We start from the raw sequence: 12,249 nt of genomic DNA, 5'->3' as shown, positions 1-12,249 counted from the left end.
TTTAACATGAGTATTGTGTACCTGAACGGCGACTACATGCCGATGAGCGAAGCCCGGATCTCGCCAATGGACCGGGGCTTCCTGTTCGGTGACGGCATCTATGAAGTCGTGCCCTCCTACGCTGGCAAGCTGGTGGGATTCGGGCCACACATGCAGCGCATGCAACAGGGCCTGGATGCCATCGAGATCAAGTTGCGGGTAGATGAAACGCAGTGGCGGGGTATCGCCGAGGAACTGATGGCCCGCAACGGCAAGGGCAACCTCGGGATCTATTTCCATGTCAGCCGCGGGGCCGATATCCGTCGCAATCATGCCTACCCGGAAAATATCGCCCCGACCCTCTACGGTTTTGCTTTCGAAATTCCACCGCCGCCCGTGGCGGACAAGGCAGCAGCGACGTGCTATCGGGTATCGACGGCCGAGGATTTGCGCTGGCGCCGTTGCAATATCAAGTCCACCGCCCTGCTCGGCAACGTCATGCATTACCAGCACGGCCACAGCCGCGGCCACGGTGAGACCATTCTCTACAATGAGGCCGGCGAACTGACTGAAGCGGCGGCATGCAATGTATTTGTGGTCAAGGACGGCGCCGTAGCCACGCCGGAACTGGATCACCAGAAGCTGCCGGGCATCACCCGCCTCATGCTGCTGGATATCCTGCGCCGGCACAGCGACATTCCGGTACAGGAGCGGGTAGTGACCATGGCCGAGGTCCACGCCGCCGATGAAGTCTGGCTGACCAGTTCCAGCAAGGAGGTGGCTCCGGTCGTTGAAATCGACGGTCAGGCGGTGGGCAACGGCGGCATCGGTGACGTCTGGCTCGCCGCCGAAACCCTGTTCGCGCAGCATCGCTACGACTACTGATGACACGCCCCAGCCAGGCTCGTCTGGACCTTGGTGCCCTGCGCCATAACGTCGCCCTGGCGCGGGAGCTGGCGCCGCGGGCACGCCTGATGGCGGTGGTCAAGGCCAATGCCTACGGCCACGGCGCGGTGACCATGGCCCGGGAACTTGAACCCCGCGTGGACGCACTGGCGGTCGCCTGCACCGAGGAAGCGATGGAGCTGCGCGAGGCCGGGATTCGCTGCCCGATCCTGCTGCTGGAGGGGGTGTTCGAGCCCGGGGAACTGCCCATTGCTGCCGAGGCAGGGCTCTGGATCACTATTGATAACGAGGTCCAGCTCCAGTGGCTGGAAGAGGCCTCGCTGCCGCAGCCTATTGGTTGCTGGCTGAAGATCGACACCGGCATGCATCGCCTGGGGGCGCTACCGGCCCAGGTAGCCGGCTTTTACCAGCGCCTGCTCAGCTGCGGCAAGGTGGCTGGCACGCCGGTACTGTCCACCCATTTTGCCTCTGCGGATGAACTGCACAGCCCCCAGACCTGGCAGCAGATCGAATTGTTCGAAGCAGCCACCGCCGGCCTCGAGGGACTGCGCAGTGCCGCCAACTCTCCCGCTACCCTGGCCTGGCCCCGCGCCCACTACGACTGGATCAGGCCGGGCTTCATGCTTTGGGGCAACTCTCCTTTCGCTGAAGCCCAGCCCCAGGCGGAGCACCTGCGACCGGTCATGACCCTGACATCGGCGGTCATTTCAGTGCGGGAAATTGCCGCCGGGGAATGTGTCGGCTATGGCGCCAGCTGGCAGGCACAGCGTCCCTCGCGAATCGCCACAGTGACCATTGGTTACGGCGATGGCTATCCGCGCACCGCTACCAGCGGCACCCCGGTGCTGGTCAATGGCCGACGGGCCACGCTGGCGGGACGGGTCTCCATGGACATGATTACCGTCGACGTCACCGACCTGCCGCCAGTTGCCATCGGCGACCCGGTAGTCCTGTGGGGAGAGGGCCTGCCCGTGGGCGACGTTGCCCGCCACGCCGGCACAATTGGCTACGAGCTGTTGACCCGCATGCCCATGCGAACACCACGGGTCATCATCGCCGACTGAGCCCGACCGGGCCGCGGGGCAGACAGGAGCAGTGCTTTTGCGGTATACTTGACGGCCCTTCAGACGCAAGAGCACTGAGCATGTCCGCCGCCAAGCCCCAACGCGCCCCCGCCAAGAAGAAGCAGCCCGCAGCCGTTGAAACATCCTCCTCGATTGAGGAGCAGACCCGGGACTTCCTGCAGTCGGGCGGCGAAATCCAGAACATCAAATCCGGCATCAGCGGCCAGCAGGGTGGCTATGCGGCACGCCCATCAGGCGCCGCGCGCAAGTAGCCAGCCCGCCCGCCACATCCGACAGGCCGTTGTTTGCGTAAATCCGGTATCAGTCTCGCCATGAGGCAAGGATTATGGACAACACAATCAATGACCCCGCCCGGGCCCGTGCCACCGCAAGCGGAATAAACGCGGGGCTCGTTGCCTTCGTGCACCTCGTTATCGTACTCGCCCTGCTGGGGCTGTTCACCGCGACCGCCAGCTGGTACACGCTATCCGGCCTGCCGCTGGTTGCGGCTTGCAGCGTCGCCACCGGCCTGTTGGCTGGAGCCATCATTACCACCCTGATCCACGAATGGTTCCATTACGCGGGCGCACTTGCGGTCGGCGGACACTGCAACCAGACCAGGCGTATCAACCTGTTCGCCTTTGATTGGGATTTCAGGCGCAACACCCGTGTCCAGTTCCTCGCCATGAGCTACGCCGGCACACTTGGTTCGATTGTGGCCATCGCCTTGTTTCTGTTCACTGTTCCCATCGACGCTCCGGGACCCGTGGCCCTGCTGGCGGCAGCCTTCGGCAGCCTCGCGTTCGCCGGTGCCATCGAGTGGCCGGTGCTCGCCAGAGTCCACGCCGGCGGCGACCCATTGGCTGAACTGTCCAGAATCACTCCCAGAGTCGTGCTTCTCAGCGCCACCACCGGCCTCCTGGCGATCATCGTCGCAGCCCTGCTGCTGGCCTGAGCAGGGGCTACGCATGGCCACGCCCCGTGCGTCCGGGCGGGGTATCGTTTATCATCATCGGTCGACGCCAGCCGCGAGAACTCAATCATTTTGGAACCCCAGGCACACGAACCCCTTCCCGACGGCAGCCTGCTGGCGGCGATTGACCTTGGCAGTAACTCCTTTCACCTGATCGTGGCACGCGTCGAGCACGGGGAGATGCGACCGGTGGAGGCGCTGGCGGAGAAAGTCCAGCTCGGAGCGGGCCTGGCCGACAATCGACTGTCACCCGATGCCATCGAGCGCGGCCTCGACTGTCTGGCGCGCTTTGCTCAAATGCTGGGCAGTGTCGATCCCGAGCGCATTCGCGTTGTCGGCACGAACGCCCTGAGAGTGGCGGACAATCGCCGTGATTTTACCCGTCCGGCGCAACAGATCCTCGGCGCTCCGGTAGACGTGGTCTACGGCCGCGAAGAAGCGCGCCTGGTATACCTCGGGGTTGCACATACACTGGCAGATGACGCCCAGTCACGGCTGGTGGTAGACATCGGCGGCGGCAGCACCGAGTTGATCATAGGCCAGCGCTTCGAACCCCAGCACCTGGAAAGCCTGCAAATGGGCTGTGTCTCCTACTCGGATACCTGCTTTCCCGACGGCAAGATCAACAGGGACAACTACCGACACGCCTACAATCGGGCGCGACTGGAAGTGTCCCATATCCGCTACCACTTTCACTCCGGTCACTGGGCCGAGTGCGTGGGCTCCTCCGGCACCCTGCAGGCGATAGAAGCTGTACTGGTCAGCCAGGGCTGGAGCGATGGCGGCATCAATCGCAAGGGGCTGGAGAAACTGGAGAAACGCCTGCTGCGCTTCAAGCGCTTCGACAATATCACCCTGGAGGGACTCAGTAGCCAGCGCCGCAACGTCATAGCCGCCGGCGTGGCGATTGCCAGCGCCCTGTTTGACGAACTGGGCATCAAGCATATGCGCACCTCGCGCGGCGCCCTGCGTGAAGGCGTCATCTACGACCTTATGGGCCGCCTGAGTCACGAGGACGTGCGCGAACGGACCCTGAATGCCCTGATGCAGCGCTACGGGGTAGACACTGCCATGTCGGAGTTGATGGCGCGCCGCGCCCGCACGCTGTTCAGTGCCACGCGCAGCGGCTGGGAGCTGCGTGGAACCGACGGTGATTTGCTGCAGCGCACCGCCCTGGCTCATGAGATCGGCATGGCCATCTCCCACAAGCACTACCAGCGCCACAGCGCCTACCTGTTGCTCAATACCGACCTGCCGGGATTTTCCCAGGAGGAACAGGAGCAGATGGCACTGCTGGCCGCCACCCAGCGCGGCAAGCTGGACCATCCCCTGTGGGCGGCGATCACCGACACCGAGCGACCACGCCTGTTGCGCCTGATTACCCTGATCCGGCTGGCGCTTATTTTCAAGTATGTGGAGCAACTGGAGGCACTGCCGGACTTCGCCATCTCTCCCGACGAGAATGGCCTGCGGCTGGAGTTTCCCGCGGGTTGGCTGGCGCAACATCCGCTGACCGCTCAGGAATTACAGCAGGAACAGGCCGTACTCGCCAAGCAGGGACTGGCACTGGAGATCCGGTAGCCGCGTCAGAAAGACGAGCCAGGTTCCCGCAGGAATGCAATTTCCTCTTGTGTCGATGGTCTACCCAGGATCTCGTTGCGGTGAGGGAAGCGCCCAAAGCGGTCAACCACAGCCTTGTGGCGCTGGGCAAAGTCGTAAAATCTGTCGAACGCGGCCTGCGCCCCGGCGGGTGCACTGGCGGCAAGTTCCCTGAACAGCTCCACGCTTCGGACCTGGTGCGCCTGGTATTCGGAATGTTCCAGCGGCAGGTAGAAAAATACCCGCTGAATGGGTCGGAGCTGCTGGTCTGCCGCAGCTGCCAGACCCTCTTCACAGAGTTGCCGCGCAATGGGATCGTAGCGGAACGCGTCCGGCGTACCGCGATAGATGTTTCTCGGGAACTGATCAGTCAGGATGATCAACGCCAGCCAGCCCTCGCCGCTCCTGCGCCAGTGATCGAGTTCGCTGGCAGCGACGGCCTGCACGGCAGGCTCGAAGCGTTCGCGGATGCTGCTGTCTGTTTCCGGGTTCTTGGACCACCACAGGCCAGCGCAGTTGCTGGCGACGGCCGCGTCATCGTCGCTATCGCCAAACCAGAACTGCACTATGGTGTCCGGAGTCTCCATCTAGCCGCTGCTCCCGGTTTGAGCATGCCGCTCAATATCCTCGAGAAACTCCAGCAGGATGGCGTTGACTTCAGCAGACGCCTCCAGCTGCACCATGTGCCCGGCCCCCGGGATCATGCGTACCTGGCGCAGATCGGGAAATATCCTCCGCATCTGGCCGATCGGGTCCTCGCCGTGAAACCCCTCCAGGTCGACATCGTGCTCACTGCCGAGAAAATAGGCCGGCACCGCACTTTGTACACCTTCGAAAGGCTTGCGCTGGGCCCACTTGAGATCAAAGGACCGGTACCAGTTGAGGCCGCCGGTGAAGCCGCTGCGACTGTACTCGGAGACAAAGAATTCCAGCTCCAGCTCCGACAGCCACGTCCAGGGCAATGGCGGCGGCTCTTCCATGGCGTCGATGTAGGAGGTGCCGGGGGGATGGCGGAACATGTCGAAATAACTGCAGGCGCCGCTCAGTGTGTGGAAAACCTTGTGCAGGAAGCGGCGCGGCGCGGCCGCCAATTCCAGGTCCGCCCGCGGCGGCTCGCGGAAATACTCGATGTGCAGGAAATGCTGCTGCCCCATGCGCTGGTATTCAGCAAGGGGAGGCTCATCGGGATTGTGCGGCGCCGCCGGGTTTTCCAGACCGATGATCGCGACGACCCGCTGCGGATGGCGCAGGGCGAGGTCATAGATGGCAAAGGCGCCGAAATCCAGCCCGGCAAATACCGCGCGCGGCTCGCCAATATGGTCCAGCAAGCCCAGCAGGTCGGCGGTGATGTGGTCGATATCATAGGCTTCCACCGCGGCAGGCGCCTCGGTCTGGCCCATGCCGCGCATGTCCGGTGCAATCACCCGGTACCCGGCCGTGGCCAGCGCGCTGATCTGCCGATGCCAGCTGAACCAGAGGTGGGGGAAGCCATGGCAGAGCACCACCGGCATGCCCTGCCCCTGCTCCACGTAGTGCATGTGGATGCCATTGATGGTGGCGTGGTGGTGGGTCCAGTTCATCATCGTAGCAACCGACATCTCATGGCCGTGCCGACAAGGTCAGCCTGCATTTTTCGTACCCTCCCGGGAATCCCTGAATTGCCCCTGTTCGCTATCCGCAGTATAGGTAAATCGTCGCGCCCATGACACACCCCGCACCCGCCGACCCGGGTTGATCCACATCAGGGACGCCCTGCAGCGTATGTGCGAAAATTTCCACCATGATCTTCCAGTCCCTGGAGCGCAGCCGATGCCTGTCGAACCGTCCTTGACACTCCCGCCCAGAGTACCGTCAACGGCGCTTGTTGCCTTTGTCGGTATTACCTTTCTGATCACCTGGGGACTGATCGGGATCTACATTGTCTTCCCGGGCAGGGCCGCCGCCACCTTCGGCGAGATCAGCGGTTCACACCCGTTCTTTTTCCTCGCGACCTGGGCGCCGGCAATCGCGGCCTTCGTGGTCGTATGGCTCCATTCCGGTACTGCAGGCCTGCGCAGTTTCCTGGATCGACTATTCCTGTGGCGAATCCCCGTGGGCTGGGTTGCCTTCATTCTGGTCGGACTGCCACTTGTCTTCGTCGCTGGCTCCCTCCTCAAGGGCGGCCCGGTCCTGGCGCCGCTGCCGCCCGAGGGCATGGGCCCGGTCGTGGCGCTCCTGTTCATGATGCTGTTGCTGGGCCCGATTGAAGAGTTCGGCTGGCGCGGCGTGGCACAACCTCTGCTGCAGCGGCATATGGCGCCGATCTGGGCAGGGCTGCTGATTGGCGCAACTTGGGGCTTGTGGCACCTGCCGGCATTCTTTCTGTCGAGTACGGTTTACGCGGAGTGGAATTTCCTGCCCTTCTTTCTGGGCAACGTGACCCTGGCGGTGCTGGTCACGCCGATCTTCAACCGGACCCGGGGCAGCCTGCTCTGGCCGATGCTGTTCCACTGGCAATTGATCAACCCGTTCTGGCCCGACGCCCAGCCCTGGGACACGATCATCCTGGTCGTGGTGACAGTCGCGGTCGTGTGGTGGCACCGCAACACGATGTTTACCCGTGGAGGCGCGGTGACCCAGGTTGTACCGACGAAACAGCCTCGCGCACCCGGGGCCGCGGACTAGACGCATGCGCAGATTCCTCATAGCCGCCAGTGTCGTGGCAAGCCTCAGTGCCGGCGAGCCCGCAAGCGCCCGGGACCATGCCGATCTTTCGGTGCGGCTAGATGCAACACTGGAGGACTTCCGCGCACGCTACGGCTTTCCCGGCGCGACGGCCGCACTTGCCCTGGCGGACGGCACTATCGTCACTGCGGCCACCGGCCTCGCCGATATCGAAAACGGCCGTGTGATGACGACCGAGACACCCATGCTGGCCGCGAGCATTGGCAAGACCTTCGTCGCCGCCACGCTGCTGACGCTGGAAAACGAGGGGCGCCTGTCCCGGACCGATCTGCTGGCCGATTATCTGGGCGACCGGCCTTGGTTCAGTGCTCTGCCCAACGCCCGGACCATGACCCTCGGGCAGCTCCTGCAACACAGCTCAGGGTTACCCGACCACGTCTATCTGCCTGCGTTTCGCGCCGCCTGGACAGAGATTACGCAGGCCGAAGGTACGGTGCTCCCCGAAGATCTCCTGGGCTTTGTGGTGGGTAGGACACCGCTGTTCGCTGCGGGCTCCGCCTGGGCCTACAGCGATACCGGGTATATCCTGCTCGGGCTGGTGATTGAGGCAGTGACGGGGCAGACCTACGGAGACATTGTACGCGCACGGTTTATTGGTCCGCTGGCACTCACCGGCACCTTCCCCTCTGACAGCCGTGACCTTCCCGGTATCGCAGTAGGCTACGTCGCGCACGACAATCTTTTCGGCCTGCCGGAACGAACGGCAGATACCGACGGCCGGCTGCTCTGGAATCCGGCCGTGGAATGGACCGGTGGCGGACTGGCCTCGACTTCGCCGGACCTTGCGCGCTGGGGACAGCTATTGTTCGGCGGCGAAGCGATGGCAGAACACTACCTTGACCGCCTGCTCGACGGGGTGCCGGTTGCCCCCGGTGTGCTCTACGGCCTGGGTGTCGCTATCTACAAGGACACACCGCGAGGACCGGTGTACGGACATGGCGGCTGGATTCCGGGCTATGTCTCGAGCCTGCGCCACTACGCCGACCACGGCATAACCGTCGCCTTCCAGATCAACACCGACGTGGGCATCATGGACGACAGCAACGACCTGTTGCCCTCGCTCGAGGCGGCGCTGGTCGATCTGGCACCCGGAGTGGTGGCACCCGTCTCGGCACTCGCCCCGGGACCGGAACGGCAGCTGTGACAGTTGCGCGTTTCCTTGAGATACGGCGCGCCTTTGGTGCCGATATCGCCTCCTGCCGCACCAGCAGCGCCAGTGGCAGCGCGACCTGAACGGCAAGAACCATGGCCATCATGGCGCCGCTTCGGGAAACCGGATGGCCGAAACCTCGGCGCGGAAAAAGGGAAAATAGTCCTCGGTCCCGTACATATTGCCGGCCTCGACCCGGAACGGCAGTCGATAGCCTTCGACCTCGCGGAAATCCGCCAGGGTGGCGCCAAAGGGCTGCAGGCGGTGTACCTTGTCGGGGTTGGCGTTGCTCCAGCGCTGAAACGATGCAACAACGGGCCTGCCATCACTGGCGACAGTCACATCCACTGCCTGGCTCAGATCACCGTGGCGAACAGTCACCCGTGCCGTGTCATCGTCCACCGCCGCCCAGCTAACTCCCGGCCCGGGCAGCAGCGCCGCGGGCGTCCAGACCACGGCCTCGGCAACGTAGCGGCCGAAGGCCGACCGGGTATGATCCGGCGTCCCGCCGAGCCGTGCGACGGGAATCAGCCAGAGAATGCGAAACCGTGTCCAGGATCCGGAGTCCGATCCCGACACCGGCATCCCGCCGCGGGTACGCATGGACCAAAGGAAACCGTCGGGGGCAGCGAGGATCTGGCGCGCTTCCATCGGCTGATAGGCCGGGTTGTCCTTGTTCCCGAGGCTGAACTGCCCGCTCATCTCAATCTCGGCCACGGGCAGCAGCGGCGTTCCCGGTTCGATCATGAAACTGAAGTAGCGTCGTGCGGGCTCGGGCAGGTCTTCGATCATGCTGGCGGAGAATCGTTGCGGAGCGTCCGGCTGGAGCGCCGCGAGACGCTGCCATTCCGCCCTGTCGGCACGCAGGTCCCAGGCGAGCAGAGCACTCAGGGCGAGGACGAAAAAAAGTAGCAGGAGGACCAAGGCGATGATGAACTTCATGATTCCGGTACCCGATCTAAACCAGTGTTTCATGTCAAGCATTCAGGCTGTCGTTACAGATTCACCCAGCTGTTGAGCGCCCGCAGCCGAAACTGCTGGCCATCGTGGCTCAGCACCACCGAGTCGGGCAGGATTTCCTCCACCGTCACCCCGCGGGCAACTGTCTGCCCCGCGCGCGCCTGCTGGCCGTTGATGGTCACGGTCGAGCCGCCTTCGTTGCGGTAGTCGTGCTGCAGGTACATGAGGGTGGGCACCGCGTCCTTGCGCTGTTGGGACAGGTCGCCGAGAAAGAGCGCCGGGTGTTCGGCCAGGCGCACGTCCTCCAGGGCCTGCTCCGCTGCCGTCACCAGGCTGGCGATATCCACGGGCTCCTCGCTGGCGGGTACCGTTGCAGAGGCTTCGGCCACTTCCGGGGCCTCTTCCGGGATCGTGGTCTGCTGGTACAGGGCCGCCACCTCCGCGCTGGTTCCGGTGCCCGCGGTCGCAGGTGCTTCGGGGTGTGGCAGGGATGTGTCCACCGCGGACGCAGAAACCTCCGGAGCTGTCTCCGGGACTGGCTCCGGGACTGCTTCCAGAATCACGGGGACCTCCGATGCCGCTTGTGACGCCGGGGCACTCCCGGTCTCGGGAACCGTTGCTGTGGCCACCGCAGGCGCCGCAGATGGCGCAACCGGAGCTTCCGCCATCACAGCGGGTTGCACCGGTGCCGCGGGGGTGGGTTCCCTCCCGTCGCGGCTGAACTCACGGCCCAGCAATACTCCGATCACCAGCAGGGCCACCGCGAGAGCGCCCAGCAAACCGCGCTGCCGCCAGGGACTCTCTTCAACCGCGGGATAGTAGTGGTCGCTGTCCACACCCGGTACCGGCGCCGCATTGTGCTGCTCCCGCCGGGCGCGATTGAGTGCTTCCAGAATCAGCGACATGCCCGCACCCCGTTGCCCGGCATTTCCAGGCCTGTTGTTGCCATCATGGCGCGGGTTCCCCTGTGGTTGCTGTAGCCGCTCTCAATGACTCCAGTGCGGCCCGGGCGGACAGATCGCGGCCCGCCAGCAAATTCAGGCGCAACAATGTCTGCTCGCCCACCACACCATCCGCCAGCAACTGCTGCTCGCGCTGGAACAGCCGCACCCTGTCCGCCAGGGCCGCAGTATAGCGATTGCCCGCGAGCGGCTGCGGCTGGCCGTCGAGGCGCGCGAACAGTGCCGCCACATCGGCGACCGCGGGGCTGACCTCGGTGCGGCCAATGGGGCCGCTGAATCCTGCCGGCGGCCGCCACAGCAGACGGTAACCACCGCGCCAGAGTGGCGCCACTTCAGTAAAGGGAACCCGCTGCAGCGCATTCCCCGACCACAACAGGGCGCGGCCATCGTCCTCACCCAGGAACAGCGCCGCCGCGGCAAACCGAGCCGGTGTCACCAGGTCCAGCAGCAACGGGCGCTGCAGTGCCAGCAGTTCCTGCCAGGTTTCGGCGCGGCCACGCAGGCAGCTCAGGGGGAAACGGATGACATCGTCGCAAAGCTGTTTCAAGGCAGGTGCCGGACCTTCAGCCTGCAGTCGCCAGAGCTGCTCCAGGGCCGCCTGCGGCGCCAGCTGCCAGGCGTCGGCCGTTGCCGCGGGCGGAGTTGCCGGCGCTGGAGATCCCACCGGAGTCGGTGCCGGTGGGGCTGGCGCCGGGGCGACGGCAGCAGGCGCGGCAACCGGTCCAGCCGCCCTGTCCTCGACCGCTGCCGGCGCGGGCGAGGACTGCAGCGGCTGCGCAGGCACGGTGTCCGGAGGCCAATACCACCACAGCAACAGCAGCGCCAGCGCCAGCAGCAGCACCGCGCCAGCAGCCAGCCACAGGGTGCGGCGCGAGCGATTGCGCCGCAGACCCTCTTCCCCCATTACCTCGGCGGCGGCAATCCCCAGCATGTGTCGGTCGGCGCGGAGGCGGTTGCGGCCGTAGGTGCCCAGCAGGATACGATCACAGAGCACGTTGATCAGGCGTGGAATGCCCCGCGTGGTGCGATGTATGCCACGCACCACTTCCGGCGGAAACAGTTCCCGCCCGGGCGCCAGCCCGGCCACCTGCAGTCGGTGGCGGATATAGGCGCCGGTCTCTTCCGGACTCAATGGCGCCAGGTTGTAGCGGGCGGTAATGCGCTGGTTGAGCTGGCGCAACTCCGGGCGCTGCAGCAGCTGTGCCAGCTCCGGCTGGCCGATGAGGATAATCTGCAGCAACTTTTCGCTGTTGGTCTCCAGGTTGGTGAGCAGACGGATCTGCTCCAGCACATCGAAGTCCAGGTGCTGGGCCTCATCGATCATCAATACCGTCTTGCGACCATCGGCGTGATTCTGCAGCAGGTAGCGGTGCAGGCTGTCGGTCAGGGTTTTCAGCGTCGGCTGCTGGCCGTCGTAGCGTATCCCCAGCTCATCGCAGACAGTCGCCAGCAATTCCAGGGCATTCAGGGCGGGGTTGAGAATGATGGCGACATCCGTCGCCGGCGGCAATTGTTCCAGCAGGCAGCGATTGATGGTGGTCTTGCCGGTGCCAACCTCACCGGTGAGCAGGATAAAGCCGCCGCCGGCGCCGACTCCATACAGCAAGTGGGCCAGCGCATCCCGGTGTCGGGGACTCATGAACAGATAGCGCGGATTTACCGCGATGGAGAAAGGTGCTTCGTTGAGGCCAAAATACTGGTGGTACATCTGCTGACGCGCTGCCCGTGCCCCGAAATCAGGCTGCCATTATGCCCAAGGGAGCCCCGGGGCGCCATGGCAGCGGAAACAGCCAAAGTCCGTCGTTGACCACAGCCTGTCCGCAGCGTTCAATACCCAATCAGACCACTACATTCCCCGGGGAGAACTGCCATTCACTGCCTGCACTCAGTCAAACCAGCCCTCCGCCGCCATCTGGCCGCCCTCTGCAGCAG

12 protein-coding genes are annotated in these 12,249 nt (G+C 64.4%); 7 read left to right on the top strand and 5 right to left on the bottom strand.

Annotation, left to right across the window (positions count from 1 at the left end; all coding sequences use genetic code 11):
- Positions 1-6 precede the first annotated feature (6 nt).
- The 5 genes from RLO07_RS14790 to RLO07_RS14770 all read left to right on the top strand — a co-directional run bounded on the left by RLO07_RS14790 (position 7) and on the right by RLO07_RS14770 (position 4,503).
- Positions 7-864, top strand: coding sequence for an aminotransferase class IV (locus tag RLO07_RS14790; protein ID WP_462292910.1), 858 nt, complete (start codon positions 7-9; stop codon positions 862-864).
- Entirely contained in the window at positions 864-1,949 is a 1,086-nt protein-coding gene (alr, locus tag RLO07_RS14785; protein ID WP_462292909.1) for an alanine racemase, read from the top strand. The genes RLO07_RS14790 and alr overlap by 1 nt, the downstream gene beginning before the upstream one ends.
- Positions 1,950-2,029: 80 nt before the next feature.
- Positions 2,030-2,221 carry a hypothetical protein gene (locus tag RLO07_RS14780; RefSeq protein WP_462292908.1) on the top strand — a complete coding sequence of 64 codons (192 nt, stop codon included), beginning with the start codon at positions 2,030-2,032 and terminating at the stop codon, positions 2,219-2,221.
- A gap of 74 nt (positions 2,222-2,295) precedes the next feature.
- Complete coding sequence (locus RLO07_RS14775) at positions 2,296-2,904, top strand: hypothetical protein (RefSeq protein WP_462292907.1); 609 nt, start codon at positions 2,296-2,298, stop codon at positions 2,902-2,904.
- Positions 2,905-2,994: 90 nt separating this feature from the next.
- Complete coding sequence (locus RLO07_RS14770; RefSeq protein WP_462292906.1) at positions 2,995-4,503, top strand: Ppx/GppA phosphatase family protein; 1,509 nt, start codon at positions 2,995-2,997, stop codon at positions 4,501-4,503.
- A gap of 5 nt (positions 4,504-4,508) precedes the next feature.
- Here RLO07_RS14770 and RLO07_RS14765 read toward each other — a convergent pair whose 3' ends face one another.
- Positions 4,509-5,108: a DUF924 family protein gene (locus tag RLO07_RS14765; protein ID WP_462292905.1), complete on the bottom strand. Its 600-nt coding sequence runs from the start codon at positions 5,106-5,108 to the stop codon at positions 4,509-4,511.
- Positions 5,109-6,119: an alpha/beta fold hydrolase gene (locus RLO07_RS14760; RefSeq protein WP_462292904.1), complete on the bottom strand. Its 1,011-nt coding sequence runs from the start codon at positions 6,117-6,119 to the stop codon at positions 5,109-5,111.
- Between the two features lie 211 nt (positions 6,120-6,330).
- Here RLO07_RS14760 and RLO07_RS14755 point away from each other — a divergent pair, with 211 nt between their 5' ends.
- Positions 6,331-7,185: a CPBP family glutamic-type intramembrane protease gene (locus tag RLO07_RS14755; RefSeq protein WP_462292903.1), complete on the top strand. Its 855-nt coding sequence runs from the start codon at positions 6,331-6,333 to the stop codon at positions 7,183-7,185.
- Between the two features lie 4 nt (positions 7,186-7,189).
- Positions 7,190-8,389 carry a serine hydrolase domain-containing protein gene (locus RLO07_RS14750; protein ID WP_462292902.1) on the top strand — a complete coding sequence of 400 codons (1,200 nt, stop codon included), beginning with the start codon at positions 7,190-7,192 and terminating at the stop codon, positions 8,387-8,389.
- A 108-nt stretch (positions 8,390-8,497) separates the two neighbouring features.
- Here RLO07_RS14750 and RLO07_RS14745 read toward each other — a convergent pair whose 3' ends face one another.
- From RLO07_RS14745 to RLO07_RS14735, 3 genes are read right to left on the bottom strand one after another with little or no spacing between them, the layout of a single operon-like run.
- A complete protein-coding gene (locus RLO07_RS14745; RefSeq protein WP_462292901.1) occupies positions 8,498-9,337 on the bottom strand; it encodes a DUF6544 family protein in 840 nt (279 codons plus the stop codon).
- Between the two features lie 53 nt (positions 9,338-9,390).
- Positions 9,391-10,260 carry a general secretion pathway protein GspB gene (locus tag RLO07_RS14740; RefSeq protein WP_462292900.1) on the bottom strand — a complete coding sequence of 290 codons (870 nt, stop codon included), beginning with the start codon at positions 10,258-10,260 and terminating at the stop codon, positions 9,391-9,393.
- Positions 10,261-10,303: 43 nt separating this feature from the next.
- Positions 10,304-12,025: an ExeA family protein gene (locus tag RLO07_RS14735; protein ID WP_462292899.1), complete on the bottom strand. Its 1,722-nt coding sequence runs from the start codon at positions 12,023-12,025 to the stop codon at positions 10,304-10,306.
- Positions 12,026-12,249 lie beyond the last annotated feature (224 nt).

This window comes from Haliea sp. (assembly GCF_040221975.1).
In the GTDB taxonomy this organism is placed as follows: domain Bacteria; phylum Pseudomonadota; class Gammaproteobacteria; order Pseudomonadales; family Halieaceae; genus Haliea.
Note: the sequence above shows the minus strand (reverse complement) of the source record. Positions and strands in the feature narration are given on the sequence as shown.

Bases quoted from the DNA above. Each gene is read 5' to 3' on its own strand.
- RLO07_RS14790 (WP_462292910.1), top strand. From the start codon at position 7: ATGAGTATTGTGTACCTGAACGGCGACTACATGCCGATGAGCGAAGCC.
- alr (WP_462292909.1), top strand. From the start codon at position 864: ATGACACGCCCCAGCCAGGCTCGTCTGGACCTTGGTGCCCTGCGCCAT.
- RLO07_RS14780 (WP_462292908.1), top strand. From the start codon at position 2,030: ATGTCCGCCGCCAAGCCCCAACGCGCCCCCGCCAAGAAGAAGCAGCCC.
- RLO07_RS14775 (WP_462292907.1), top strand. From the start codon at position 2,296: ATGGACAACACAATCAATGACCCCGCCCGGGCCCGTGCCACCGCAAGC.
- RLO07_RS14765 (WP_462292905.1), bottom strand. From the start codon at position 5,108: ATGGAGACTCCGGACACCATAGTGCAGTTCTGGTTTGGCGATAGCGAC.
- RLO07_RS14760 (WP_462292904.1), bottom strand. From the start codon at position 6,119: ATGTCGGTTGCTACGATGATGAACTGGACCCACCACCACGCCACCATC.
- RLO07_RS14755 (WP_462292903.1), top strand. From the start codon at position 6,331: ATGCCTGTCGAACCGTCCTTGACACTCCCGCCCAGAGTACCGTCAACG.
- RLO07_RS14750 (WP_462292902.1), top strand. From the start codon at position 7,190: ATGCGCAGATTCCTCATAGCCGCCAGTGTCGTGGCAAGCCTCAGTGCC.
- RLO07_RS14745 (WP_462292901.1), bottom strand. From the start codon at position 9,337: ATGAAGTTCATCATCGCCTTGGTCCTCCTGCTACTTTTTTTCGTCCTC.
- RLO07_RS14740 (WP_462292900.1), bottom strand. From the start codon at position 10,260: ATGTCGCTGATTCTGGAAGCACTCAATCGCGCCCGGCGGGAGCAGCAC.
- RLO07_RS14735 (WP_462292899.1), bottom strand. From the start codon at position 12,025: ATGTACCACCAGTATTTTGGCCTCAACGAAGCACCTTTCTCCATCGCG.